This window comes from Ferdinandcohnia sp. FSL W7-1320, from assembly GCF_038050315.1.
Taxonomy (GTDB): domain Bacteria; phylum Bacillota; class Bacilli; order Bacillales; family Bacillaceae_L; genus Ferdinandcohnia; species Ferdinandcohnia aciditolerans.
Genome location: NZ_JBBPAM010000001.1, coordinates 1,962,068 through 1,988,617, shown reverse-complemented (window position 1 = coordinate 1,988,617; position 26,550 = coordinate 1,962,068). Strand labels below are relative to the sequence as shown.

Below are 26,550 nucleotides of genomic sequence, written 5' to 3'. Positions count from 1 at the left end.
TATTGAAAAGTTTTGTGAACAGCTATACAATGAGTATGAGGAAGCTGTTTCCATGCTATTAGGAAGTAGGATGGGGAACTACTATAAATATACATTTTATACATGTAACGATTTTTTGGGAGGTAAAGTACACATGGCAAAGTATACCATTGTTGACAAAGAAACTTGTATCGCATGTGGTGCATGTGGTGCAGCTGCACCTGACATCTACGATTACGATGATGACGGAATCGCATTTGTAACACTTGATGATAACCAAGGAATTGTAGAAATTCCAGAAATATTAGAGGAAGACATGATCGATGCTTTTGAAGGTTGCCCAACGGATTCCATTAAGGTAGCCGACGAGCCATTCGACGGTGATCCACTAAAATTTGAATAGTCCTTATATTAAAAGAAGAACCCTTTCGTTTTAGGGTTCTTTTTTTATAATGGCAAAAAGCAGGCAATGCCTGCTTTTTGTCGTTCGTTTATCCGAGTGGAACTTCAATGCGTTCCCCTTTTTCAAATGTCATTAAGGTTTTGTAGCCTACACTTTTAGCTAGTTCAATTGCTTGATCAAAATCTGCTCCTACATCCTGTGGTCGATGTGCGTCTGATGACAAGACGATAGGAATGTTTTTGTTAAAGCACATTTGCAGTAGTCGAGGATCTGGATAAAGCTTTCCAATAGGCTTTCGTAATCCAGCTGTACTAATTTCAACGCATGTTTTTGAGTTCGCTAATGCGGTAGTTGCACGATCAAATTGATGCAGGAGAAACTCCTCATCTTCAGGAATATATTTAAAAATTTTGACTAGATCAATATGGCCGATAATATCAAATAGGTTTGATTCTGCCAATGTAATCACCTGATCATAATACTTTGTATATGTATCATGTAGATCCCTTTTATCCCATTCTTCACGGAACTCCGCAAGGTCAATTCCAAAATCGCCAACCCAATGAATGGAGCCAATTACATAATCAAAATCATAAGAAGAAATGAATTTTTCCATTTCTGCATGCTTTCCAGGTGTATAATCCATTTCAATTGACATCATTACATCAATATTATTTTTCCAGGCAAGCTTAAATAAATCTACATAATCCTTCATGTCATAATATCTTCTTGCATCAACCCAAGGATTACTCAGAATATCTTTTGTCTGATAAAAATGATATGCGTGTTCAGAAATCCCAAAATGGTCAATTTTTTTTACCTTTGCTTCGTCAATAAACTTCATTAAATAGTCTAATTCAAGCGTTCCAAGCTCTAAATGATTGTGATAATCAGTTCGCATAACGAATCCCCCCAAAGTTTTTCTTATTATACATGAACTTGTCACTATAGGGGAATAGAAAAGCTCAAAATTATTTAGGATTTTTCGACAATTAAAATTTGATTTGGAAAAATTAAATCATCTGTTAACTGATTTAACATTTTGATTTCTTCAACTGATAAACCTACCCTATTCGCAATTACTGATAATGAATCCCCAGCCCTCACTGTATAGGTTTCAAGCTTTTTTGAAACTTCAACGCCCTCTTTTTCCAATTCCATTAATGTAGGAACTAGAATTTGTTCATCGGTTAGCATATAAAGAGGGTCAATCGCATTATTTCTAGAAGCATTCCATTCTCCATTATGTACTTCAAAATGTAAATGTGGACCTGTTGAATTGCCCGTACTACCGATATGACCAATTAATTGACCTTTTACGACCTTTTCTCCTTCTTGAACATTTCGCTTACTTAAATGTGCATACACTGTCTCATATCCATTAGGATGCTCAATAAAAACGACATGCCCATATGAACCCTTGTAATATGATTTTTTCACGATTCCTTCCTCAACCGTATATATGTGATCACCAAGTGGAGCAGCGATATCTAAGCCCTTGTGATTCCCCTGTCTCGTTCCGAATGTATCAGTGATTCTCCCTATGACTGGCCATGCCCATTCCTCTGTTGCGGTGTTACTAGGTAGTTCATGTGCGATGACATTACGTCCTCCCATAAAGAGTAATCCTGTACAAACTGCTAAAATAGCAACAATCGCAAATCGTTTACCAAACATTTTGATCCTCCTCAAAATATTGAACAAAGATACTATGAAAATGTGAACCCGTTATGTTTAGATTCAAGGACACCCCCTATCTAACATTTTCTCTATTTACTAAGCAAATAAGGGACACCCTTACATTATTTGAAAAATTTTCTTAAATTATGTAAATAAAGTAATACTTTTCATAACCAAGAAGGTCATGCTGCCTAGTTACACCTATCCAAATCATATATTTAAAGCAAAAAAAAAAGAGACAACTTCGTGTCTCTTATTGCAATTGAATTAGATTTGGTGCGAGTGGTACAGGTACCTGTTCCCCTATTCTCACATCACCAATTTGGTCAATATTTCCATAAAAAGTAACAGTCTCAAAATTAAACTCTTTAGCGGTTAGCATAATTGCATCTAGCATAAGGATATAATTATCTGTATTCTCTAAGTCCGAGTCATCACTAAAATGAATTTCTAAATTAGAACCATCTGCTTTAATTTGTTTAATTTCAGATATAATTGGTGGATGTAGGTTATAATCGCCTTGTTTAGCCTCCACTTTCATAGCTTCCAGTGCTTGTTCAATCGTATTAAAATCCTCATAAGTTAAAGCTAATATTTTGCGGTCTGAACTATCATTTATATAATACAGGTATGCCTTTTTGGTATCTTTTTCAACATCAATATAATTCTCAATGATACCCGTTTGCCCGATAGTAATTCCTTGTTGATTATTTTGGAAAAGTTCAACATGTTGATAGTCTTCTAACAAATAACGGAACGAACTAATTGTATGTGAAAATTCTGCAGCTTCAGCAGTAGCAAAAGACTCAGTATTAATTGAGTTATTTACGTCCACCCTTACAGCTTTTGAATTGTCTTTCGTTACAACTTCTGAAAAATCCTCAAAATATGAATTTGATATTTCGTCAATGCCCCATTCCTTGTTTTTACGAATAACTTCATTTACTCTTGGAACTGTCTTTTGCCATTGTTCAACAACATTTTCCCCGTTAGAATCGACGATTACCGAAACGACAGAAGGAAACATTACACCGCCCAAATACACACCATATGTTAGAAGGACTTCATTTTCCCCTACAGTTTTTACAGCGTAACTATTGCTTGGCTGTCCCTCAAATGAATATATTCCAGCCTCTTCATCTTGTTGTGGTTCCTCTTCTTTTTGCAATGTGCTAAATGATTCGTCCTTTGATGATGCTTCTCTATTCTCTGAATCCATAGTAATGTTTGTATTTTCTCTTGCCATTTGTGCTGAGTCGAAGCTTGAACTGTTCATATTATTAATGAAAGAAGGAGCTAAGATGAATAATAGAAGCGCTGCTGCTGCAGATGCAAGGGTAGGGACAAGCCACATTTTTCTCTTTTTCTTATTCATTTTAAGGGTTATATTTTGATAAATCTCTTGTGGCTTCCGTTTGTCTTTTACACCTGGCATTTGCGTAAGCATCTGCTCGAGTTGTTCATCACTCCACTTTGATTTTTTCATCATCTATCCCCTCCTTTACGCCTGATTCCTCCATATACTTCTTTAATACCTTTAGACCTCTGTGCTGAGTTGTCTTGACTTTACTCTCCGTCCACCCTAAAGCTTCAGCAGTCTCTGCAATCGAAAGTGATTGGATATATCGTAATATCAGTACCATACGCTGATCTGTTGTACAGTTTTCCAAGCAACGGTACATCATTTGAACTTGTTCATTTTGCAATGCTATTTCTTCCGGAAGTGGTGCAAAATCTTTTACCTCTTGACGACTCCAATCAAAGGAATCCATTATTCGCTGTTTCCACCCTTTTTGTTTCCGGAACGAATCAATCGCGACATGTCTTGCAATTGAAAACAACCATGTTTTTTCACTACTTTTTCCTTCGAATCTATCATATGATTTTAAAACTCTTATATAAACTTCCTGAACGAGATCTTCAGCTTGTTCACGATTTTTTACCATATAAAATAAGAAGGAGAAGACATCGTGATGATACTTTTCATATAGTTCCTCAAACAAGGAATCCATTTGCAAATCCTCCCGTTCATTTCATTAGTCGAATGTTTTATAAAAAAAGTTACACTCCCAATATAGTATGAATTAATAAAAAAAGGAAGAATATTTTGGTAATATTCTTCCTTACTTTGCAATTGTTACATTTTTTAAAAATAGTAATCTCAAGATTGGATATAGTATGAGAAAAAATACTCCGTTTCCAATTGCATGACTCATATCAAATGGTAATCCAGCTAAGTAATAGGCAAAGAACTTACCCGAGAATAAATAGAGAGGAATTGAGATGACAAAGCCATATAAGAAACCACAGAATACTGCATATATGGCTAATAATATGACAGGAATTCGATCTCGATACTTTCGTAATGCACCGCTGATTAACCCAATTATCCCCCATGCTATGATTTGGCCAATAGTCCATAAACCCATTCCCATTACAAGATTCGTTAATATAGAACCAAAAACAGCAACAATCACACCATAGATGGGACCCAAAAATAAGCTAGTTATCACGATAATCGCTGTCATAGGCTGAACATTCGGAAGGAATGTAAATGTAATACGACCTACAACGGACAATGCGATTAGCATCGATAAGAGCGTTAAGTTTTTAACGGATAAATTCATTATTCCCACTTATGGAGATCGAATTCGATCTTATCTTCAGGCTCTAATTTGTATTCATTAGCTCCTACCATAGCTTCTTCACCATTAACAGAATAAAACCATGATGTCTTTTCTTCTTCACTTCCTGCAACGCCATTAATGCTGGCAACAAAAGCACCATCGAATTGTGTTTCGACGTCAAAGTTTGCTTCCATGATGTCCATAACTGTAACTTCTTTTCCTGATTCAATTTTAATTTCTTTTTCTTCAATGATTTCTTCACCATTGTTTTTGGATATAACGACTGTAACAATCTCTGCTGCTTCTTCTTTATCTACAGTTTCAGCTTTGTTGTTGGAAGATTCATTTGTAGATGGGGCATTGCTGCATCCAAATAAAATTCCCAATGATAGTAAAGAAACTAATAGTTTTTTCATGTTTCTAGCTCCCCTTTTGTTAAAATATGTGTATGAATAAGTGTGTTATGCACCTAACATCGAATCAAATGCGCCTTGGCGTATTTGCGCCCGAGTTTTAGGCCCACAGGAAGTGGGTCATAAAGACGTTGCCACAGGATGTGGCGTTCTTAGTCTTTGATCTTACAGATCGAAAATTTCCTTTGAAAAGTCGTGTTATCCGCCGGAGGCTATTATTTTATTTCGCAGAAGTGTCTTGCTTCTGCGGAATAAAATAATAAAAGCTCACCCTTGGGGTGAGCTTTGAAGATATAACAGAAAAACAACAAAAAAGCATGGTGTTTTAACGCAAATTCCCGCACCCCGGAGAATTAAAAAAGGAATGAATTAGGCAGGTCTACTGACTTAAGCTTCTTCCTACTTTGAGTCCTTCCCATATGTTGAACAGCATTTGCCATCCAGTCATACAGTGGTTTTTCTCATTTCGTCCACTTTTACAGTTGCGGGGGCAGTTCTGGATTTACACCAGATTCCCTTTTAAGTCTTAGAGAGAATAAAGAAATATCTACATTCTCTGACACCTAAGATTCAATAAATATTTAATTTTCTATTTAACAATCCCTATATTACAAGAAGAGTTTTTATTTTACAAGGAAATTGTTTCTTATGGAACAAGAATCTTCGCCATGTTCTTTCAAATTATTCACTTTTTCGAGGGATTACGAATGTAAATGTCGTTCCTTCACCAAGCTTACTATGGACTGATATATTCCCGTTGTGTGCACTAACAATGTTTTTTACAATCGCAAGCCCTAAACCAGTACCAGATTTCCCTCTTGTTCTAGCCTTGTCCGCTTTATAGAAACGTTCAAATACAAAAGGTAAATCTTCTTCTGGAATACCAGAACCTGTATCTTTAATATCAACTTTTATTGAGGTTTCTTGACCAGTAACATGTACTTCAACCTGACCATTTTCATCGGTATGTCTAATCGCATTATCAATTAAGTTTGTAAAAACTTGCTCAATGCGATCAGAGTCTATATAAATTTCACCAATTTCGTCTACCTTTTTTGCAGTTAGAGTTATTTGATTATCCTTAGCTAAACCTTGAAATTTCCGAATCACACGATTAATAAGGGTATCGAAATCAACTTTTTCTTTATTTAAGGTAATATTCCCTGATTGCATTCTAGCTAAATCTAATAATTCGTTGACAAGTCGACCCATTCTTAATGACTCATCATAGATGACTTTGGTAATTTCCTTTCGCTCCTCCTCGGAGCTCGCTATGTCATCCATAATTGCTTCACTATAGCCCTGGAGCATTGCGATCGGAGTTCGCAGTTCGTGAGAAACATTTGCAATAAAATCTTCACGTAGCTTGTCCAAACGTCTTTCCTCCGTCATATCGCGAAGTACTGCAACGGCACCCCTTATATACGTCTGATTGTAAAGCGGACTCATTAAAATAACCCATGTTCTACCTTGAAGACTAATTTCAATAAATTGCTCCTTTTCAAATGTAACGGAACGTTGAAATAAATCCTTGACCTCTGGTGGAAGCTCCTGACCAACGTCCTGATACATACCTTGTTGGTAATACCAAGCTTGCAAAAAGCGTTCTGCAGGAGGGTTTGTTACCAATATCGTGCCATCACGATTTAAAGTGATAACTCCGTCCGCCATACTATTTAATATGCTTGCAAGTTGCTCTTTCTCCTGATTAAGGGCATTTATGTTATATTTCAACTGCCTCCCCATTTGGTTTAGTGCCATTCCTAAAGCGCCAATTTCGTCATGAGTTAGTATAGGAACCTTTGTATCAAATTTCCCTTTAGCTACTTCAGTAGCGGCTTCCCGCATTTTCCGTAACGGAGCTGTAATACGAGTTAATAGGAAGAAGGCAAAAACTGTGGTTAGGACAATTCCGATACCAGCAGCCAATATTATGAATTGAGTTGTATCCCTGGTAGTCTTTTGAACTACATCTAAGGATTGATAGAGAAAAACTGCACCCATCTGATCATTTTCGATGTGAAGTGGGGCACCAACCACAAATAGTTCTTGTCTTTGCTCTTGTGAAGTTTTTTCATTCTCTGTTAGTTTTATCTTTTTGCTTGCGTTTTGATCGTTTGTAATAACACGTTTAAGATCTGGGTCTTCTGTAATAACTGTAACGGGAATGTTGGGTACAGCCGCTCGATCTGGAGATACCCATAACGTGTTTTCGTCTGCTGCTATTATAACCTTTGTTTCATCATTCACAAGCTCCCACGCAAGGGTCCTAGCTACATTTTTATCCTCATGCTGCTCCATAATAACAGCAATATTAGCAGCAAGTTGAGTTAAACTTCTTTCAGCTTCTTGGATATGGTAATTCTCAAAATACTCCATGAAGAGTATTGTTAAAACAAATAACACAAAGGAAAACAGTAAAAGAATGGTTGCCCATAGTTTTCCTACTACACTTCTCCAAAATTTCATTCTTGGCCGACCTCAAATTTATAACCTACGCCCCATACAGTTACTATCATTTTTGCTGCATCCTGAGACACTTTATTTAACTTTTCACGCAAGCGTTTCACATGTGTATCTACAGTACGCAAATCACCAAAGAATTCGTAATGCCATACTTCTTTTAATAGTTGTTCACGGTCAAATACTTTGTCAGGTGATTTTGCTAAAAAGCATAAGAGTTCGTATTCCTTCGGTGTTAAGCCTACTTCCTTGCCATCTGCAAGCACACGGTGTGCATCATTATCAATTGTTAGATGAGGAAACACGATTACATCTTTAGCAGTTGTTTCAGTTTGAAGATAGGTTGTAAGTGAGGCCCTTCTTAGCAAAGCTTTTACTCGAAGAACAACTTCTCTTGGACTAAATGGCTTCACTATATAATCATCAGTACCGACTTCAAAGCCTTGCACGCGGTTTACTTCTTCTCCTTTTGCAGTAAGCATAATAATTGGAGTTGATTTTTTCTCACGCAAATCGCGGCATACCTCAATTCCGTCTTTTTCTGGCATCATGAGGTCTAATAGAATAAGGTCATAATCATTTTTCAAAGCCTTTTCTAAGGCAATATTTCCATTCTCCGCTTCTTCAATTACATAATTTTCTCTTTCTAAATACATTTTAAGTAAACGACGAATTCTTTCTTCATCATCGACAACTAAAATTTTCGCTTCATTTTCCATTTTCTTATTCCTCCATTTTCTTTCCGAAAGAATATTTCTCTACAACACTATCGTACATAAAAATTTCATAATTTGCTATAACATATATCACACTAGTTTATCCAATGAGAGAAAAGTCGATAATTCGCCACAATAAATGTTAGATAAAAAACCTTCATCACATGATGAAGGCTTCTTTTCTTATGCGTATGAGTGTAATCCAGCGATAACTAAATTTACAAATATAGTATTAAACATAATAATGAAGAATCCAACGACCGCAAGCCATGCAGATTTTTTACCATGCCAGCCTTTTGAAAGCCTCAAGTGTAAAAATGCTGCATAGAAGAGCCAAGTAATAAGTGCCCATACTTCTTTGGGATCCCAGCCCCAGAAGCGAGTCCATGCAATTTGCGCCCAAATCATTGCAAAAATTAACGCGCCTAACGTGAAAACTGGAAACCCAATTGCTACTGAACGGTAACCAATTTCATCCGTTAAGTCTAGGTTTAATTTTCTTGTTAAAGGCTGTAGAGCTGCACCTACTCGTTTACGTAAAATCAAACGAAGTAATCCATATAGTATAGATCCTGAAATTATTGACCAAAGTAATGTATTTACTTTTCTAGCACTTAATAAGGCAGGTAATTCAATCCCGCTAGAAAACTTGCCATCTGTTAGTAATTCGCCTTCATTAGGTACTACCAAAGCAGGTAATTTATATACCATCTCAGCTTCAACGCCGTCTTTATCGACCCATGAAAACACAGATTCATATTTCATAGCTCCAAATGCAGTTGAAATGGCTACAAATCCAACAACAACAACTAATGTATACATAACAAATTCTAACCAGAATGTTTCCTTGCTTTTAACAGACTGATCTACACCTTTTAAAAGATAAAGGATTCCTGCGACAAAACTTATTGAAAGAATTGCTTGCCCTAATGCCGCTGTTGTAACGTGAATGTGGAGCCAGTCACTTTGTAAAGCTGGAATTAATGGAGAGATTTCTCTTGAAAACATACTTCCATAAGCAATAACTAATAATGCAATCGGTAAAGTAAACAGTCCTAAAATACTTGTTTTATATATAAAGTAAATAATGATAAACGCTAGGACTAGCATCATACCGAAAAATGTAATAAATTCAAATAGGTTACTTACTGGTGCATGTCCTGCTGCAATCCATCTTGTAAAAAAATAGCCTAACTGTGCAGCAAATCCAATGATTGTAATAGAAATTCCGACATGGGACCAGCGGTTAAATCCATTTGAACTTTTTTTATCTCGAATCGCTCCACCAAATACAAATGTTGCCACAAGATAGAGAATAAAAGCAGCATATAGTAAATTTGAACTTAATTCAGCCATTTTTATCCCTCCTTACTTTCCTTATTTTTCGCATCAACTTGATCGATAGGTTCGGCGATTCCGGTATCGGCCAAAACATAACGAATTTCATTTTTCAAACCAAACCAGTTTTTATTTGTATGTCCTGCAACAATAACTTCATTATTTTTTCGCTGAATCCAGATCCGACGATGATGCCAGTATGATCCTTGAATAACACCAATCATAAAGATTGCACCACCCACAGCAAGTAACCATAAAGTAAAGTCTCTTCTAACTGTTAATCCAGATACATTCTTCATATCAATACCAGAAAAAGCCATTTTATACTTATTCTCACCCACAGGTTCGATATTTTGCTGAATAGCTACGAAACTGATTTCACCTTCTGGTTTATCCGGAGCATACATTTTAAATACGAATGCTGGGTTATTTGGAATCTTTGTTTTTGTGGCAGGCTCCCCTTCATCATTAAAATAGAAATCAGGGAAATAGCTTGCTAACTCGATTGAATATCCATTACCTAAATCATATTTATCTTGCGGATCTGTTAAGTTAATTGTAATTGAACCAAATTCCTGGTTCGTCTCTTTATCTACCATTGTAAAGGACATCGTGCTAAATTCATTTAATTTATAATCAACTTGGTAGACTGCATAATGGTCATGCTTTAATGGTTCATTTACTCGAATTTCATGAGATTTAACTTCTTTTAATTCTGGTTCCACCCCAGGAATAATTTCATCTGTTCGTTCGAATAAAGTAACATCTGTTTGATAGTTTTTAACTACCATTGCATTTCCGGCAAGTTCAATCGCTTCATCAAATACTTCTTTTTCTTTGCCCTTCTCGTAAACTTCTACAAGAAATCGTTCACTCTTTAAGTAATATTTCCCATCTGTTCCTGGAACACTTGCTGTTTCTCCCTCACGAAGCCAGAGTACTTCATCAATGTACATTCCAGGTACAAAACGGAGCATTGCACCAATAAGAAAAAGAATAAGTCCACAATGGTTTACATATGGCCCCCATCGAGAAAAACGACCCTTTTCGGCTAAAATATTCCCATTTTCTTCACGGACAGAATAATGTTTCTTCCTTAATTTATCCTTAACATTTTCAAAGTCCTTATCAATATTTTCAACAGTGTTTTTTCCATATACACGTTGTCTTTTTAGGAAGCTTTCATGACGTGTAACCCCCTGTTTTTTTAATGCTTTATACAGTGGTACTACACGGTCTATGCTACAAATAATTAAGGAAATACCAAGCATTGCAATTAGAATCATATACCACCAAGAACCATAAAGGTTGTGGAAACCTAACTGATAATATAATCTTCCAGTGATACCATACTCTTGTTCATAGAAATCTGCTGGATTCATCGCAGGAGGTATGTATAATTCTTGCGGATAAATTGTCCCTAATGCAGAAGCAATTAGAAGCACAACGATGATCCAAATCCCCACTTTTACAGAGGAAAAGAAATTCCATATTTTATCAACGATTGTTTTATTATAAGTTTGAGAGCGCCTTGCACTACCCTCATACCTCATATCAAGCAATGGCTTTTTCTCTTTTTCACCCTGTTTTTCTTCTTCGTTTTGGACAGGTTTACCACAAGCCTCACAAAAAATTGTACCATGTGGATTTACATGCCCACATTCGCATTTAACGTTTTCCATAAAAATAACTCCCTATGGCTTAATTTGCTCCATATAATCTCGTACCATCTTATTTGTCATCTCGCCCGTGATTATTTTCACAACTTCTCCATCTTTATCAATTAATAAAGTTGTTGGCAAGGGGTCAATTCCATAGGCATTTAACAACTGGTTTCCTTTATCGATTACAACAGGAAATGATAAGTCATACTTTTCAATAAAATTATTAACACTAAACTTCGGCTCACCAACATTGATTGCGATGACTTCAATACCTTGATTCTTATATTCCTGATAATGTGTATCAATATATGGGAATTCACGTTGACACGGTTCACACCAAGTACCCCAGAAGTTTAAGAACACACCTTTTTCCCCTCTATACTCCGACAAATGGTGTTCTTTCCCGTTCAAATCTGTTACGACAAAATCTGGTGCCTTATCCCCTACTGCAACTTTTTCCTTACTAGTAAAGAAATTGATATACAATGTATAAACGAGTGCAGCGCCGAGAAGTAATAATATGACGGTCCGCATAACTAATCGTCGCCTTTTCTTGTCCATTGAAATCTCCCTTTATGTTTGTTTTGATGTGTACTTCCTTTGCCATTATAGCACTTATTAATATAGCAACATTGCATACATTTTGAAGGTTATGTGACAATTGAGAACCATTATCGCCAATCAACGTTGCGCTAAATTTCATGAGATTTAAGAGAAAGCTAATTTTCCAAAAAAATTCATGTAATTTAGTCATGCTTTGTCTTATAAAATAGGCGAGTAAAGCTTCTTTGACCTGAACAAATCCATTCCCTACAAACGATTATTTTTCGTACTTGCTAAAGCTCTTAATTGTTTAACTTCATGTGGAAGCAGTTCTCTGAACTCACCAGTAGTTAAGCCGTTTAGTGTAAGGAAGCCAAACTTTTCTCTCTTAAGCTTCATTACTTGATGTCCAATCGCCTCAAACATTCTTTTAACCTGTCTGTTTCTTCCTTCATGAATGCTAATTTCGACAATTGAAGTTTGTTTACGCTTATCCATTGAAATAAGCTTCACTCTAGCAGGAGCCGTCTTACCATCTTCTAGCTTTATTCCTCTTTCTAATTGACGAAGCTTTTCTTTTGCTGGAATACCCTTAAGTTTCGCCACATAAACCTTCTCAATCTCATACTTAGGATGCATTAAAAGATTTGCAAACTCACCGTCATTCGTTAGTAAAAGCAATCCGGACGTATCATAATCGAGTCTTCCAACTGGATAAATACGTTCTTTTGTCTCTGGGAAAAAGTCCGTTACAACTTTTCTACCCTTATCATCACTTACACTAGATATCACAGAACGCGGTTTATAAAATAAAAAATAAACAGGCTCTTCTCTTTCAAGTGGAATGCCGCTTACCTCAATTTTATCGTTTGAGCCTACTTTAATCCCTAGCTCCTTTACAACCTTACCATTCACCTTAACATGTCCGGCAGCAATAAGTTCCTCAGCTTTTCTTCTTGATGCTACACCTGCATGTGCTATTACTTTCTGTAAACGTTCCATCTATGCTCACCCCTTAAACATCTTACTTGTTTCTTTGTGTTTTCACAAGATAAAAACATTCTCTAGTATGCCCAACCCAGAAGTTTCCTAAAAAAAAGAAAAACACGCTATTTTTACGTGTTTTTTAAGAACCAAATATTAAAGTAACTGCTATGATACTTACAATTATTCCTAATAAATCAGCTAGTAGACCAACTTTCAGCGCATCTCCCATTTTTTTAATTCCAACTGCTCCGAAATAGACTGTTAATACATAAAGGGTAGTATCCGTACTTCCTTGCATAATTGATGCAAGTCTACCAATAAAAGAATCCGGACCATATGTAGCAATAAGATCCGTTGTCATACCTAAAGCAGCTGTACCAGACATTGTCCTTATTAAAGCTAGTGGAGCAATTTCTGCTGGGAAGCCAACGAATTCTAGTGCAGGGCGAATTAAATTAATGAAAAAGTCCATTGCGCCTGAAGCTCTAAATATCGAAATTGCAACTAACATTCCAACTAAATACGGGATAATAGAAAAGGCAATTTTTATTCCTTCCTTACCACCCTCTACAAAAGTTTCATAGGTAGGGATTCTTTTTGCAGTTCCGTACAATAGTATGAATCCAATTATGCCAGGTATAAGCCAGAGTGACAAGGTGTTTATCATATTCATTTTTCAACGCCACCCTTCTTCACTCTTCGGTAATAAAAATAACGATCAATCAATATGGCACCTATAGCAGAAATAATAGTTACAACAAGAGTAGGCCCTACTATTTCAGTTGGATTTTCAGAATTATAGGTCATTCTAATTGCAATAACTGTTGTAGGTATGAGGGTTACACTCGCTGTATTAATTGCTAGAAAAGTTATCATTGAGCGGCTTGCTGACGTTTTTCCGCCATTTAGCTCCTTCAACTGCTCCATCGCTTTAATTCCCATGGGTGTTGCGGCATTGCCGAGTCCAAACATATTAGCAATCATATTTGAAAGCATATACCCCATTGCTGGATGTTGGACAGGAACCTCTGGGAATATTCGACTAACGAGAGGGCGGAATAATTTTGAAAGTTTTTCTAATAACCCTGCCTCTTGTGCAATTCTCATAAGTCCTAACCAAAAAACCAGGACACTAATTAGACCGATGCAAATAGTAACTGCTTCGGATGCTCCCTTAAAGATTGCTTCGTTTACCTCACTAATTGTTCCATTCACAATCGCAAAGATAATACCGATAATTGTCATCGCAACCCAAATGATATTAACCATGTCATCTAACCCCTAAAATTACTAGAAAAATACTTTTCAGTGTTTCCCAGAATGTTTCCTTGGACCTTTTCACATTGCCGTTATCAAAATAGATAGGCATCTCTTCAATTGTCTCATCACCAAGGTTCACCGTAATAGTCCCTACAATATCAGGAACTGTTTCTGGTTTACGCCACTCTTTTTCAGGTTCTAACAATGAAATATCGAGTTTAACATTTTTTCTCTCTTCCTCACTAAGAGGGTACATAAAGTCATGATCCACAAATACTTTCCCTTTATAAAAACGATTATCTGTTTGAACATCGCCTTCTTTGATGAGCTTCACTAAATCATACGTTTCAAAAGCTCTGTTAAACATATTCATGTGATCATTCCAGTCATCAGATGCATTAATCGTTACCGCTATTAAATCAATACCATCCTTTGTTGCAGTTGATACCAAGGTCCGTTTTGCACGCTTGGTATAGCCTGTTTTTCCACCTGTGCTATACGGGTAAAGCTTCGTAAGTAACTTGTTTTTATTTCTCCAAACACGATCCCATTTCTCAGTAGGATTAGGTGCACGGTGTACCTTTGTACCGGCAATCTCCCGATATTTTTCGTTCATCATCGCATATCTTGTTAATATGGCCATATCATAAGCAGATGAATAGTGATTCTCGTGGTCATCCAAGCCATGAGGATTTGCAAACTCTGTATTTTGCATACCAATTTCAGCAGCTTTTTGGTTCATCATAAAAACAAAGCCTTCCAAGCTACCACCCACATGCTCGGCGATAGCAACTGCAGAGTCATTTCCAGATCGTAACATCAATCCATAAACTAGATCCTCAAGCTTTATTTGTTCGTTTGGCTTTAAATATAATGAGGAGCCTTCTGTTCGTACAGCTTTATTACTCACCTTTACCATCTCGTCAAGTTTCCCTGATTCAATGGCTAAAATAGCTGTCATGATTTTTGTAATACTTGCGATTCTCATACGTTGATGAGCATTTTTTTCAAACAATATTCTACCAGACTCTTGCTCTATTAAGATCGCACCTTTTGCACTAACAGAAAGCGCGCTCGTTTTTTGAGGAACTAAGCCTAAGAGAACCATAACAGTGATGGTAAGTATAAAAATTCTTCTGCGAATTAATGTCATTCGATCCCCGTCCCTTTTGCTGTTTTGTAAAAGTGTATGCAGAACATGTCCAACTATATGAATAAAATATGTAAAACTAGAAAAACGGAGGGCACCTGGAGTTAGATAGTAAAATAGACACAAAAAAACTGACCAGCACAGGGTCAGCTTAGCAAATAAGTAACTAATACTGTTTCCATTGAAGTTTTGAAGCTTCCTTAAACCGATGTTCAACTTGATTCCAGTTGACGATATTCCACCAATTTTTCACATAATCTGCACGAACGTTTTTATATTGTAGATAATAAGCGTGCTCCCAAACGTCTAATACGAGTAAAGGAATCGTATCCCATTGTGTCATGAACTGATGACGTTCTGCTTGAAGGATTTCTAAGCGTCCTGCCCTTGGCGACCATACTAGAATCGCCCAACCGACTCCTTCGACCTTATTCGCAGCTTCACTGAAATGTCTCTTAAACACCTCAAAACTCCCAAAATCCCTATTAATCTGCCGAAGCAATTCTCGCCCTGGCATTCCTCCACCTTTTGGCTTCATCACTTCCCAAAATATCGTATGCAAATAGTGACCAGAACCATTAAAAGCAGCTTCTCTTTCCCAATGTTTTAATAAATCGTAATCACCTGTGTCGCGTGCTTTTTCCATCATTTTCTCCGCCTTATTTAAACCATCAACATAGCTTTTATGGTGTTTATCATGATGCAGTCTCATGATCTCTTTTGAAATATATGGCTCGAGCGCATCATAGTCATATGGGAGAGGTGGTAATGTATGTTGACCAATACCTACCCTTCTTACCTCTCCAAGCTCATCTTTTGACTGGTCGGTAAATCTTAATCCAGCATTATAAAGTTTCTCCACTTGCTCCTGCAACTCAAGCAAACTAGTAGGTGTTAAATTCTCTTCTATTGAATCTAAGAAAGATGAAAAATTTGATAAACAAGATTGCAGGTCTTCATTCCGTTCATTATCGAATTGACCTTTCAGCTTCAAAAACCATTGTTTCACTTCTTCTACATACTTTTCAGGGGTGCTCATCTTAATCCTCCCTAGGGTTTAATCGTCACTATCGTATGCGTGTAACCCAATTTCGTGACTTTAAGGGAGAAAATGTCTGTTTATGATTCACCACTTTTATCGTTTCTACATACAGATACATATAGAAATCAAGACAAACGCCTAATCAATAAAAATGACTTTCATTTAATTACATGGATATACATTATTAGGAGGTATAACGAATTGAACCATTCTTTTCAAGAGCAAGCTATATTTGAAACCCAATTTTGGATGCAAATTTTAGGTGACCACAGTCGATTTTTACACGATTCATTAGCACCTAGTGAAGAAGCGAAAATTTCCCAAACCAAACAATTTAAAAACAAATTTGACTATTTGTTAAATGCTGCACGTCAGCCTCTCTCTACAGTTCAACTAATTGCTATTATTAAAGAAGGTAGAATTGCAGGAGAACAGCTTCGCATTTTAAAGTTAGATATTATCAAAGAACAATTGGTTGGAAATGTAAAAATTAGCCTTACTCCTTCTTTTATCAATCATATGGTCAACGAATTAGATGAATGGCTTCGGGTATCCAGCTTCCTAGTAGAAGGAAAAAATGTACCACCAACTCATGCGCTTCATCACCACCTCATTTGGCTATTAGATGCTGCAGGTCACGCGGGTGGAATATCTTCAAATGTTGACCGAGTTGAAAAAGAATTACTCAAAAAAAGCGAGAAATTTGTTAAGGAATGGGAGGATTTTTACTTGAAAGCAGTAGAAATGGTTGGATTCTTACGTACCAATCAGTATGAATTTCCTGCCCTTTCCCGTTTTAACAATGATGTAGAATTAGAGATGAAAATTTTCAAAGGGTTTCTTGAAGAGTTAGAGGAGATGCAATTAAATAAAGAAATCCTAGGCGTCCTTACCCCACTAATGGCAGACCATATGGCAAGAGAAGAATGTTATTACTTAATTAAATTAGCCCAATCCGCAAAGGAAATCGATCAACCAAATTGTGATCCCACAAAGCCGCGCGTTCAAGAATAAAGAAAACCCCAATTGCTCGAAAGACTAGCAATTGGGGTCTGTTTTTATGGTTGTAAAAATTCCAGTGGTGATTTTACTTCATAGCTGTTTTTATGATGGAGATGTGTAAAAATTTCTTTCAATCTCTCAAATTGTATCTCTTTAAAATGTTCTTCAAATTGTTTTTGTTCATTGAGGTATACCCGTTTACGGTGACGGTACCCTGGGTTTTTAAGTAAACAAACTAATGCTACGAGATCCTTGAAATAAACTTCATTCGAATCAATTGTAAAAACTGGGTCTTCAGCAAAAGGAGTAAATGATGTAAATTGTTCATCAAAATAACGTAAATATAGGACTTGTAAAGTTTTTTCTTCTCCATCTTCAACGAATGTGACTTCAGATTGATTAAAGAAGTCTTCAAAAGTATTTTTTAACGTTTTCTCAAGCTCAAATCCACTACATTTTTTAATTATCACAATTTCACCTCATCAGCCAGCATTTTCCACTTAGATATATCTTCATATTACCATAGTTAACTTATTTAAGGTGAATTAATTTGAATCTTCTATTGTTTCTTGAAATCTTTCAAAAAACAGGTCTGCTTCCTCTTGAACATATTCCTCATCTACTTTTTCAGGAAGTGGAGGTAGTTCTTTTAAAGTTTTTAATCCAAAATACTCTAAAAACTCCTTCGTTGTGCCATACAAAATAGCCCTCCCTGTTCCTTCAACACGTCCAACTTCCTTAATCAATGCCTTTGCCATTAAGGTTTGAATCGGTCTTTCCGTCTTCACTCCACGGATTTCTTCGACTTCTGCACGTGTAATCGGCTGACGATAAGCAATAATTGCTAGTGTTTCTAAGGCAGCCTGTGATAATGAAGAGGATGAAGGTGATTCTACTAGTTTTTTTAGATACACGGCATGTTCCTTTTTTGTTGTGAGTTGGTAGGTTCCAGCTACTTCAACTAGATTAATACCTCTGCCAGCTTGCTGATAATCATTTATTAATTCATTGATGATATCTAGAGCCGTACTCTCATTAATCTCTAAAACAAGTGCCATTTGTTTTAATGTCAAACCCTCATCACCGGCAGCAAAAAGAAGCCCTTCGATAACGGCTTTCCAATCTATTAATTTCATTACATAAAATCCCTTTCCATACTCGATATATAAATCTCTGAAAAATTGTTCTGTTGTTCAATTAACACAGCATTCTTTTTCATTAATTCAAGAAGCGCAAGGAATGTGACAACCATATGATTTTTATCATGGTATGGAAAAAGCTCTGTGAATTTCTTTTTTCCACGATACCCTTTTAATTCATGAATAATCTCTTCCATCCTTTTCTCGATGGGTATTTCTTGCCTTGTGATTCTTGTCGCTAATGGTCTCTGCAGTTTTTTACGTCGCATTAGCTTTTGAAAGGCTCCTAGCATGTCATAGATATTGACATCTAATGAATGATCGATTGTAACATCCTTCGTAAACTCACTTAAGTCACTTGGAGGTTTTGTAAATAACTGAGACCGTTCTTCTTCTAAATGTTTTAAGTCATCAGCAGCATTTTTATATTTGCGGTATTCAATCAAGCGATTCATTAAATCTTCACGTGGGTCTTCTTCAAATTCAAATTCTGAATTTTCGTCAATAAGCTCTTCTTCCTGCTTTGGAAGCAGCATTTTACTTTTAATTGCTAAAAGCGTAGCAGCCATGACAAGATATTCGCTTGCTATATCTAATTGTAATACTTTCATAGCATGTATATAAATTAAGTATTGTTCAGTAATTTCCGCTACTGGTATATCATAAATATCAATTTCTAATCGATTGATTAAATGTAAAAGAAGGTCTAACGGACCTTCAAAGGAGTCTATTTTTACGCTGTAATGTAATTCCTCGCTCATCTCACCAAAAAAACCCTTCATCACAATTTCAATTTAATTATTACGCCTAAGTGTATTTGCACCCAGAATTTTGGCCTACAGGAAGTGTGTCAAAAAGACGTAACCACATGAAGTGGCATTCTTTTTCTTTGAACTTTCTGGCCATAAAGCTTCCATTGAAACTCACATGTCTCCGCCTGAGGCTTTATCATTAACCAGCAGGAACCTCTGCTGATTCAAGTTAATTTTAACACAATAATTAGTATAGAACATAATTTGCATTCAAGCCATATCAGGTTTGTGGATATTTGTTCCAAATTTTTTCAAAAAAAATAGTGTTAATATGGACAATCGCCCACACATGAAGAAGTAAAAACCATACTATAACTGTGTAACCAAGAAAATTAAGGAGGTATTTTACATGGGTGACGGATATAACTTCGGAGGCGGATTTGCCTTAATCGTAGTATTATTTATTCTTTTAATTATTGTTGGTGCAGCTTGGTTCTAAGAAAAACTAAAATTTGACAATAAGGTGTTCGGCATTTTGCTGAGCACCTTATTTAGTCCATGTTATGGATGTGAAAATATGATAAACTACATATACATATTGATAAAGGAGTGTGTTAAGCCACTTGTACCCTCAAGCTTATATTGAATATCTAATTCACTTCCATTGTGACCGGGACTATTTTGAATGTCATGAAATATTAGAGGATCATTGGAAAAAAGACCCTGTTGCAGAAAGAAAGCAATATTGGGTCGGTTTAATTCAAATTGCAGTTTCCCTTTATCATCAACGGCGTGGAAATCATGCAGGTGCTTTACGAATGATGAAAAGTGCATTAACGATATGTAAAGCCCAAAAAACTGCCTTATCTCAGTTAGGCATACAAGTTGATAAGTTGATTGAAATATTACAAAAGAAATATCATGAAGTTGAAATCGGCGCACCCTATGAAAGTATTAACTTACCACTTAATGATCAAGTCCTTATAGAAACTTGTGGTTCCCAAGCTTTACAAATTGGGATACCTTGGGGGACCAAGAGTGACTTATCAAATATAGAATTGATCCATAAACATAGATTACGTGATAGAAGTGAAGTAATTGCTGAGAGACAAAAACAATTCATCAAAAAGCAAAAATTAAGGAACGAAAAATAAGAAGGACAGTCTTAGGACTGTCCTTCTTCGCATTTTTCATTCTCCGAGAAATCACATTTCTCAAAAAAGGCTGCGGTATGTTCATTTGGTCGTAACTCACGTTCTGGAAAATGCTCTTTAAGTGCCTTCACCATCTTTTTCCCAATGCCTTGGTATCGATGGGATGGATTGACACAGATATGTTGAATTTCTACAAGATTCCCGTCATGGATTGTTGTTCCGATAATTCCTACAATATCTTCTTCTTTCCACAAGAATAACTGCTGAGTGTCATCTTCATCATATTGCTTCATCGTTGCTTGCAGGTTCTTTAAGTCCTTTTCAGTCGGCATAAATGAAAGAAGCCCCATTGCGATTTTCTCATAATTCTTTTTATAACGAATTAACATATAAATCCCTCATTATCGAAAAAACTTTCCGAGTAGTATATTTTTTCAAACTGTCTACTACTTTTAGACTAACCTTATCACATTAATTAAGAGTACCATTTTCTATTCTTTTTTTCCATAGTCTTTTTGGAATACCCTTAAATTTAAATTATTACCAATATCTTGTAATTCTATACAAAAACTTATATATTATTCAAAAGAACGGGATAAATTCGCCATTTCAATTGCAGTTACCGCAGAATCCCATCCTTTATTTCCTGCTTTTGTTCCTGCTCTCTCGATTGCTTGTTCAATTGTATCTGTTGTTAAAACACCAAACATAACAGGTTTTCCAGTGGATAATGCAGTTGCAGCCAATCCTTTTGCTACTTCGTTACAAACATAATCATAGTGAGAAGTTGAACCTCTAATTACAGTACCTAACGCAATAACTGCATCATATTTGTTCGATTCAGCCATCTTTTTTGCGATTAACGGAAGTTCAAACGCTCCTGGAACCCATGCTATTTCAACATCTTCATCTGCAACTCCATGTCTTTTCAGTGCATCAAGTGATCCGCTTAGTAGCTTCGCTGTAATAAATTCATTAAAACGTGCAACTACTATCCCTACTCGTAAACCTGTACCAACTAAATGTCCTTCATAAATTTTATTCATCATGATCCTCCTATGTTATAAGTTATTTGTTCTATTTTATTAAAAATGAAGTATATGCCCTAAATTTTCCGTACCTTTTGTTTCATCTATTTGAATGGGAATACGGTCAACAATCTCTAAATTATATCCCTCAAGGCCAGCAATTTTTCTTGGGTTATTCGTTAAGAGTTTCATTTTCTTAATGCCTAGATCTCTAAGGATTTGTGCACCAATCCCATAATCCCTTAATTCCGGTAATCCCCCTAGTTTTTTAGAAATTTCAGCAGAGTCATGTCCTTCTTCTTGGAGTTTATAAGCACGCATTTTATTAATTAAACCAGGTCCTCTACCCTCTTGACGCATATAAAGGAGGATTCCGGAACCCACTTGCTCGATTTGGCGCAATGCTGCATGAAGCTGTGGTCCACATTCGCATTGCTTTGAGCCGAATACATCCCCAGCTATGCATTCCGAATGTACTCTAACTAATATCGGTTCTGTTTCACTAATCTCACCTTTTACAAGTGCAATATGTTCCTTATTATCAATAAGACTGGTGTATCCAATCGCTTTAAAGTCTCCATATTCTGTTGGAATGGTTACTTCAACTTCTCTTTTAACCAATTTTTCTTTACGATTTCGATATCGAATTAAGTCTTCAATCGTAATCATTTTTAAGTTAAATTCATCTGCGATCTTACGTAAATCAGAAACTCTAGCCATTGTTCCGTCTTCTTTGACAATTTCACAAATCACTCCCGCAGGCTCTGCACCTGAAAGCGCGGCTAAGTCAACAGCCGCTTCGGTATGACCGGCTCTTCGAAGTACTCCACCTTCCTTAGCAATCAAAGGAAAGACATGACCTGGTCTTTTGAAGTCGGACGCTTTAGACTCCGGATTAAGTAACTCCATTATTGTTGTTGAACGTTCGATTGCACTAATACCAGTTGTAGTTGTTTTATGGTCGATACTCACTGTAAATGCAGTTCCATGTGGATCCGTATTGTGCGCCACCATTGGCTCAAGATTTAGTTTTTTCGCTAAAGTCTCTGTAATGGGAGTACATACGAGTCCACGTCCATGTGTGATCATAAAATTAATAACCTCTGGGGTTGCTTTATCAGCAATCGCGATAAAATCTCCTTCATTTTCACGATCTTCATCATCACATACAATAATTACTTTTCCTTGTTTTAGTTCTGCAAGTGCTTCTTCGATTGGATCAAACATTGAATTCCCCCCTTTTGTTATTTAAAGCCATGTTCTTCTAAAAAGCTTGCTGTAATCTTTGTTTTAGTTGAGTTTCCTTTCGCAAAGGACCTTTGCATAAATTGACTGACATATTTGCCAAGCATGTCACACTCAATGTTTACAATGTCTCCTACTCCTTTTTTTCGCAAAATTGTTTCTGTTAGAGTATGAGGTATGAGCGAGAGAGTAAATGTATTTTTCGTTAGCCCAAAGATCGTCAAACTCGTTCCATCAACGGTTACTGATCCTTTATAAATCATGAACTCGATAAGTTCTTCAGGAATTTCGATTTCATAATACACCGCATTCCCTTTGGGCTCTTTTCGAACAATTTTTCCGATACCATCCACATGTCCTGAAACGATATGTCCTCCAAAACGCCCATTTGCAGACATTGCTCTTTCGAGGTTGACATCATCATTGCGTTGCAAATCACGTAACGAGGTTGATTTAACCGTCTCAGGCATCACATCAACCGTGAATCCATCTGATGTAAATTCGGTCACCGTTAGACAAACCCCATTAACGGAAATACTATCTCCAAGATTCACATCATCAAGTATTTTTCTAGCTTTAATAACCATTTCAACCGAATCCTGTGATCCATTTATCGCCTTAATTTTCCCGATTTCTTCTACAATTCCTGTAAACATTCTTTCACCTACAATACCGGTTCGGCTATGATTTTTACATCTTCTCCAAGCTGTTCGACCGATGTAATTGTTAATTGTAATGAATCATCAATCGATTCAATTCCAGAGCCACCAATTGCCGTTGGTGCTTGCTTGCCACCAAATAGTTTTGGTGCTAAATAAACGATAACCTGGTTAATCGCTTTTTCCTTTAAAAAGCTGCCATTCACTTCAGCTCCACCTTCCACAAAAATTGAGGTGATCCCTTCTTCACCTAACCTTGTTAACATGGTGCTGATAGCTAAATTAGCCTCTTGTAATTGAATAATTCGAACACCTTTTTTTCCAGAAAACTCGTTTATTTTCTCCTGGTTTACTTGGTTGGAAACAATAATCCATGTCTCTGCTTTGCCGTCATTTACAATTTGTGAATCCAGTGGAGTTCGTAATTTTGAATCCAAAATAACACGAATAGGATTTTTCCCCGTACCATTTGGAAGTCTAGTTGTTAAGCTTGGGTTGTCCATAAGTACCGTGTTAACACCAACAAGAATGGCATCATGTATACTACGATATAAATGAACGTCTTGTCTTGCAGCGTCACCTGTTATCCACTTGCTCTCACCAGTAACGGTCGCTATTTTTCCATCAAGAGTGGTAGCAGACTTTAGTGTTATATATGGTCGCTTTTTTTCTAAATAGTGAAAAAAGACTGAGTTTAATGCATCAGCTTGTTCCTTACAAACCCCAACCTCTACTTCAATTCCTGCTGCTTTTAGTTTGGCAATGCCTTTTCCAGCGACGAGTGGATTAGGGTCTGTGGTTGCAACTACAACTCTTTTTACCTTACTTGTTATTAACAAATCTGCACAAGGTGGGGTTTTCCCATGGTGACTGCATGGCTCCAATGTGACATAAGCAGTTGCATTTTGAGCCTTTTCTCCTGCCATCCTAATAGCATGTACCTCTGCATGAGGTTCTCCCGCTTTCAGATGTGCTCCGATTCCTACAACTCGTCCTTCATTTACAATAATTGCACCCACAACAGGGTTTGGAGTGGTTTGTCCGACCCCCGCTTTTGCTACATTTATCGCTAAATTCATATAATCCTGATCTCTCATTTTACTACGCTCCTTTCTTTTATCTTTTACTTATTCGGGAGTTTCTATCTTAGTTACCAAAATAAAAAAGACCTCGGAATACAATCCGGGGTCTGATAGATGTAATCAAGTAACACAATATGTACTTTTGCCCAACACAAATAAGGGTATAATGAGCAAATTTTTTCACATACCTGTACGTACCTAACATCCTTCTCCCATCCAGACTTTAACTGTCGGCCTTGGATTCTCACCAAGTCCACCATTTTAAATAAGAAACCAAAACCTTGTTTCTTATGGCGAAAGGGCCAACCAACATAAAATGCGGCATTAAAATGGGTCACGGGCTTAGAACAAATTGTTCATTACCGTCGGTAAGGAATTTCACCTAACCCCGAAGGAAAATATTTAATTAATAATAATTTTTAGCGATTTAAAACAGTATAACATAAAGTATTATTATTTTGTCGAATTATACGCTTCTGCATTCAAAATTATCACTTATTCATAATATTTAACCAAAATTAGACAATAAACAACCAATAAATGACTCCCCAAGCCAAAGATAATAATAATAGAACAAAAAAAACTGTCCATTTTCCTTTTCCCATGTAGTTTCACCTCAAGCAATATTATAGGACAATAAAAGAAAAAGACACAACAAGTTTCACTTGTTGTGTCAAAAATCTACTTTTTTATTCTTCCCAAACTTTAACTTCTTTCATAATATCGCCTTGTTTAATGCGATAAACAGACTCTAAGCCTTCAATCACCTGACCAAATACTGTATGTACTCCATCTAAATGAGGTTGTGGCTCATGTACGATGAAAAATTGGCTTCCACCAGTATCTTTTCCAGCATGCGCCATTGATAACGCTCCAGCCACATGTTTATGTGGATTTCCTTCAGTTTCACACTTTATAGAATAACCTGGTCCACCAGTTCCGTTTCCGCGTGGGCAACCACCTTGTGCAACAAAGCCTGGAATTACACGATGGAATGTAAGGCCATTGTAGAAACCTTCGTTCGCAAGTTTTTCAAAGTTTGCTACTGTTCCAGGTGCTTCATTTGGATATAACTCAATTACAATTTTTTCTCCATTTTCGAATTCAATGCTTGCTTTTTTCATTTGAAACCTCCGCTCATTTTCTTTCGTCCATATGTATTGAACGAGTTCATTTTACTATAAATGGTTCTAATAATCCAATACGAAAGAGGGGAGATTTCCTAAATACGAGTCAATAAGATATTTATAATTGAGAATAATGTATAATAAGTACGATGGATACCTTGTTTTTCTACAAATAAAGGAGGAACTAGTTTGAAAAATAAACGTATACTCTCATTTTTACTTGTATTTTCACTCATTTTTCCATCACTTAGCTTCGCTGACGCTGTACCTGGAGATGTGATTATTACACTTGGTCAAGACTTAACAGAAACTCAAAAAGAAACAATTTTAAACGAAATGAACGCACCTGAGAACCCACAAATTGTGGTTGTTACAAATGAAGAAGAACACCAATACCTTGGTCAATACATTCCAAAGGCTAGAATTGGCAACAAGGCCTTATCCTCTGCTTCTATTACCATTGGAGAAAAAGGATCTGGATTAGATGTAACGATAACGGAGCATATCACCTTAATTACAGAGGAAATGTATGCAAATGCATTAATTACAGCTGGAGTTAAAGATGCAAAAATCTTTGTAACCGGTCCAGGTAATGTTTCTGGAACCGCTGCACTAACTGGAATTATTAAAGCATATGAAGTTTCCTCTGATAAAGCTATTCCAGAAGAAGTGAAGCAGATTGCAAACGAAGAAATGGTAGAAACAACAAAATTAAGTGAAAAAATTGGAGCGGAAGATGCTGCGGCATTAATGGCAAAAATAAAAGATGAGATTGCAAAAAATGCTCCCAAAAACGATGAGGAACTCAGGACTATTATCGTTAATGCAGCCAATGACTTAGGAATCACACTAACTGATGCTGACATAACAAGATTAATGGAGTTGTTCAATAAGTTATTAGAACTCAATATTGACTGGAATCAAGTTGGAGAACAACTAAATCTAGCTAAAGAAAAGCTAACAAATTTTCTTGAGTCTGAGGAAGGGCAAAGTTTTCTAGATAAACTAAAAGAATTCTTTGTCAATCTCATAGACGCTATTAAAGGTTTGTTTAAATAATTGGCAATAAATAAAAACCCACGAAAATAGTGGGTTTT

30 protein-coding genes and 2 riboswitches are annotated in these 26,550 nt (G+C 36.4%); of the genes, 5 read left to right on the top strand and 25 right to left on the bottom strand.

Annotation, left to right across the window (positions count from 1 at the left end):
- The first annotated feature begins 133 nt into the window (after positions 1-133).
- A complete protein-coding gene (locus tag NST91_RS09995) occupies positions 134-382 on the top strand; it encodes a 4Fe-4S domain-containing protein (protein WP_077618638.1) in 249 nt (82 codons plus the stop codon).
- An 88-nt stretch (positions 383-470) separates the two neighbouring features.
- On the opposite strand, the gene NST91_RS09990 is transcribed toward NST91_RS09995, so the two are convergent.
- The 16 genes from NST91_RS09990 to NST91_RS09915 all read right to left on the bottom strand — a co-directional run bounded on the left by NST91_RS09990 (position 471) and on the right by NST91_RS09915 (position 16,262).
- Positions 471-1,283, bottom strand: a complete 813-nt coding sequence (locus NST91_RS09990) for a histidinol-phosphatase (RefSeq protein ID WP_341331010.1) — start codon at positions 1,281-1,283, stop codon at positions 471-473.
- Between the two features lie 74 nt (positions 1,284-1,357).
- Positions 1,358-2,059: a peptidoglycan DD-metalloendopeptidase family protein gene (locus tag NST91_RS09985; protein WP_341331009.1), complete on the bottom strand. Its 702-nt coding sequence runs from the start codon at positions 2,057-2,059 to the stop codon at positions 1,358-1,360.
- A 256-nt stretch (positions 2,060-2,315) separates the two neighbouring features.
- Positions 2,316-3,551, bottom strand: a complete 1,236-nt coding sequence (locus NST91_RS09980) for an RsiX family anti-sigma factor (protein WP_341331008.1) — start codon at positions 3,549-3,551, stop codon at positions 2,316-2,318.
- Positions 3,526-4,074, bottom strand: a complete 549-nt coding sequence (gene sigX / locus NST91_RS09975; protein ID WP_341331007.1) for an RNA polymerase sigma factor SigX — start codon at positions 4,072-4,074, stop codon at positions 3,526-3,528. Before sigX ends, NST91_RS09980 begins: the two co-directional genes overlap by 26 nt.
- Positions 4,075-4,185: 111 nt before the next feature.
- Entirely contained in the window at positions 4,186-4,689 is a 504-nt protein-coding gene (locus NST91_RS09970) for an ECF transporter S component (RefSeq protein ID WP_341331006.1), read from the bottom strand.
- Positions 4,689-5,105: a DUF4430 domain-containing protein gene (locus NST91_RS09965; protein WP_341331005.1), complete on the bottom strand. Its 417-nt coding sequence runs from the start codon at positions 5,103-5,105 to the stop codon at positions 4,689-4,691. The genes NST91_RS09970 and NST91_RS09965 overlap by 1 nt, the downstream gene beginning before the upstream one ends.
- 352 nt (positions 5,106-5,457) lie before the next feature.
- Positions 5,458-5,682: riboswitch (cobalamin riboswitch) on the bottom strand.
- Positions 5,683-5,783: 101 nt separating this feature from the next.
- The gene (locus tag NST91_RS09960) at positions 5,784-7,571 is read right to left on the bottom strand and encodes an ATP-binding protein (protein WP_341331004.1); all 1,788 of its coding nucleotides are present in this window, start codon (positions 7,569-7,571) and stop codon (positions 5,784-5,786) included.
- Positions 7,568-8,284, bottom strand: coding sequence for a response regulator transcription factor (locus NST91_RS09955; protein ID WP_341331003.1), 717 nt, complete (start codon positions 8,282-8,284; stop codon positions 7,568-7,570). Before NST91_RS09955 ends, NST91_RS09960 begins: the two co-directional genes overlap by 4 nt.
- Positions 8,285-8,464: 180 nt before the next feature.
- Positions 8,465-9,637: a c-type cytochrome biogenesis protein CcsB gene (ccsB, locus tag NST91_RS09950; RefSeq protein ID WP_341331002.1), complete on the bottom strand. Its 1,173-nt coding sequence runs from the start codon at positions 9,635-9,637 to the stop codon at positions 8,465-8,467.
- Between the two features lie 2 nt (positions 9,638-9,639).
- Positions 9,640-11,301: a cytochrome c biogenesis ResB family protein gene (locus NST91_RS09945; RefSeq protein ID WP_341331001.1), complete on the bottom strand. Its 1,662-nt coding sequence runs from the start codon at positions 11,299-11,301 to the stop codon at positions 9,640-9,642.
- A gap of 12 nt (positions 11,302-11,313) precedes the next feature.
- Complete coding sequence (gene resA / locus NST91_RS09940; RefSeq protein WP_341331000.1) at positions 11,314-11,844, bottom strand: thiol-disulfide oxidoreductase ResA; 531 nt, start codon at positions 11,842-11,844, stop codon at positions 11,314-11,316.
- Positions 11,845-12,093: 249 nt separating this feature from the next.
- The gene (rluB, locus tag NST91_RS09935; RefSeq protein WP_341330999.1) at positions 12,094-12,828 is read right to left on the bottom strand and encodes a 23S rRNA pseudouridine(2605) synthase RluB; all 735 of its coding nucleotides are present in this window, start codon (positions 12,826-12,828) and stop codon (positions 12,094-12,096) included.
- Positions 12,829-12,952: 124 nt separating this feature from the next.
- A complete protein-coding gene (locus NST91_RS09930; RefSeq protein ID WP_341330998.1) occupies positions 12,953-13,486 on the bottom strand; it encodes a spore maturation protein in 534 nt (177 codons plus the stop codon).
- On the bottom strand, positions 13,483-14,082 hold the full coding sequence (locus tag NST91_RS09925; RefSeq protein ID WP_341330997.1) for a nucleoside recognition domain-containing protein: 600 nt from the start codon (positions 14,080-14,082) through the stop codon (positions 13,483-13,485). The genes NST91_RS09930 and NST91_RS09925 overlap by 4 nt, the downstream gene beginning before the upstream one ends.
- A gap of 1 nt (position 14,083) precedes the next feature.
- Positions 14,084-15,226, bottom strand: coding sequence for a D-alanyl-D-alanine carboxypeptidase family protein (locus NST91_RS09920; RefSeq protein ID WP_341330996.1), 1,143 nt, complete (start codon positions 15,224-15,226; stop codon positions 14,084-14,086).
- Between the two features lie 163 nt (positions 15,227-15,389).
- Positions 15,390-16,262, bottom strand: a complete 873-nt coding sequence (locus NST91_RS09915; protein ID WP_341330995.1) for a superoxide dismutase — start codon at positions 16,260-16,262, stop codon at positions 15,390-15,392.
- Between the two features lie 204 nt (positions 16,263-16,466).
- On the opposite strand from NST91_RS09915, the gene NST91_RS09910 reads away from it, so the two are divergent.
- The gene (locus NST91_RS09910) at positions 16,467-17,279 is read left to right on the top strand and encodes a DUF2935 domain-containing protein (RefSeq protein ID WP_341330994.1); all 813 of its coding nucleotides are present in this window, start codon (positions 16,467-16,469) and stop codon (positions 17,277-17,279) included.
- A 44-nt stretch (positions 17,280-17,323) separates the two neighbouring features.
- On the opposite strand, the gene NST91_RS09905 is transcribed toward NST91_RS09910, so the two are convergent.
- The 3 genes from NST91_RS09905 to NST91_RS09895 all read right to left on the bottom strand — a co-directional run bounded on the left by NST91_RS09905 (position 17,324) and on the right by NST91_RS09895 (position 19,167).
- Positions 17,324-17,737, bottom strand: coding sequence for a hypothetical protein (locus tag NST91_RS09905; RefSeq protein WP_341330993.1), 414 nt, complete (start codon positions 17,735-17,737; stop codon positions 17,324-17,326).
- A gap of 75 nt (positions 17,738-17,812) precedes the next feature.
- A complete protein-coding gene (gene scpB, locus NST91_RS09900; RefSeq protein WP_341330992.1) occupies positions 17,813-18,403 on the bottom strand; it encodes an SMC-Scp complex subunit ScpB in 591 nt (196 codons plus the stop codon).
- A complete protein-coding gene (locus tag NST91_RS09895; RefSeq protein ID WP_099362702.1) occupies positions 18,403-19,167 on the bottom strand; it encodes a segregation/condensation protein A in 765 nt (254 codons plus the stop codon). The genes scpB and NST91_RS09895 overlap by 1 nt, the downstream gene beginning before the upstream one ends.
- Before the next feature lie 400 nt (positions 19,168-19,567).
- Here NST91_RS09895 and NST91_RS09890 point away from each other — a divergent pair, with 400 nt between their 5' ends.
- Both NST91_RS09890 and NST91_RS09885 read left to right on the top strand, forming a co-directional pair.
- Positions 19,568-19,657: a YjcZ family sporulation protein gene (locus NST91_RS09890; RefSeq protein WP_077618657.1), complete on the top strand. Its 90-nt coding sequence runs from the start codon at positions 19,568-19,570 to the stop codon at positions 19,655-19,657.
- Positions 19,658-19,781: 124 nt separating this feature from the next.
- Complete coding sequence (locus NST91_RS09885) at positions 19,782-20,312, top strand: DUF309 domain-containing protein (RefSeq protein ID WP_341333523.1); 531 nt, start codon at positions 19,782-19,784, stop codon at positions 20,310-20,312.
- An 11-nt stretch (positions 20,313-20,323) separates the two neighbouring features.
- Here the strand turns inward: NST91_RS09885 and NST91_RS09880 are convergent, their stop codons facing one another.
- From NST91_RS09880 to NST91_RS09855, 6 genes are all read right to left on the bottom strand, one after another.
- Positions 20,324-20,701 carry a GNAT family N-acetyltransferase gene (locus tag NST91_RS09880; protein WP_099351749.1) on the bottom strand — a complete coding sequence of 126 codons (378 nt, stop codon included), beginning with the start codon at positions 20,699-20,701 and terminating at the stop codon, positions 20,324-20,326.
- Between the two features lie 189 nt (positions 20,702-20,890).
- On the bottom strand, positions 20,891-21,358 hold the full coding sequence (gene ribH / locus NST91_RS09875; protein ID WP_099351750.1) for a 6,7-dimethyl-8-ribityllumazine synthase: 468 nt from the start codon (positions 21,356-21,358) through the stop codon (positions 20,891-20,893).
- A gap of 39 nt (positions 21,359-21,397) precedes the next feature.
- Positions 21,398-22,567, bottom strand: a complete 1,170-nt coding sequence (locus tag NST91_RS09870; protein ID WP_341330991.1) for a bifunctional 3,4-dihydroxy-2-butanone-4-phosphate synthase/GTP cyclohydrolase II — start codon at positions 22,565-22,567, stop codon at positions 21,398-21,400.
- Between the two features lie 17 nt (positions 22,568-22,584).
- Positions 22,585-23,241 (bottom strand): riboflavin synthase, encoded by a 657-nt coding sequence (gene ribE / locus NST91_RS09865; RefSeq protein WP_341330990.1) that lies wholly within the window; start codon positions 23,239-23,241, stop codon positions 22,585-22,587.
- Between the two features lie 8 nt (positions 23,242-23,249).
- The gene (gene ribD, locus NST91_RS09860; protein ID WP_341330989.1) at positions 23,250-24,341 is read right to left on the bottom strand and encodes a bifunctional diaminohydroxyphosphoribosylaminopyrimidine deaminase/5-amino-6-(5-phosphoribosylamino)uracil reductase RibD; all 1,092 of its coding nucleotides are present in this window, start codon (positions 24,339-24,341) and stop codon (positions 23,250-23,252) included.
- 185 nt (positions 24,342-24,526) lie between these two features.
- Positions 24,527-24,726, bottom strand: a riboswitch (FMN riboswitch).
- Between the two features lie 289 nt (positions 24,727-25,015).
- On the bottom strand, positions 25,016-25,450 hold the full coding sequence (locus NST91_RS09855) for a peptidylprolyl isomerase (RefSeq protein WP_341330988.1): 435 nt from the start codon (positions 25,448-25,450) through the stop codon (positions 25,016-25,018).
- 192 nt (positions 25,451-25,642) lie between these two features.
- Here NST91_RS09855 and NST91_RS09850 point away from each other — a divergent pair, with 192 nt between their 5' ends.
- Positions 25,643-26,512: a DUF1002 domain-containing protein gene (locus NST91_RS09850; protein WP_341330987.1), complete on the top strand. Its 870-nt coding sequence runs from the start codon at positions 25,643-25,645 to the stop codon at positions 26,510-26,512.
- Positions 26,513-26,550 lie beyond the last annotated feature (38 nt).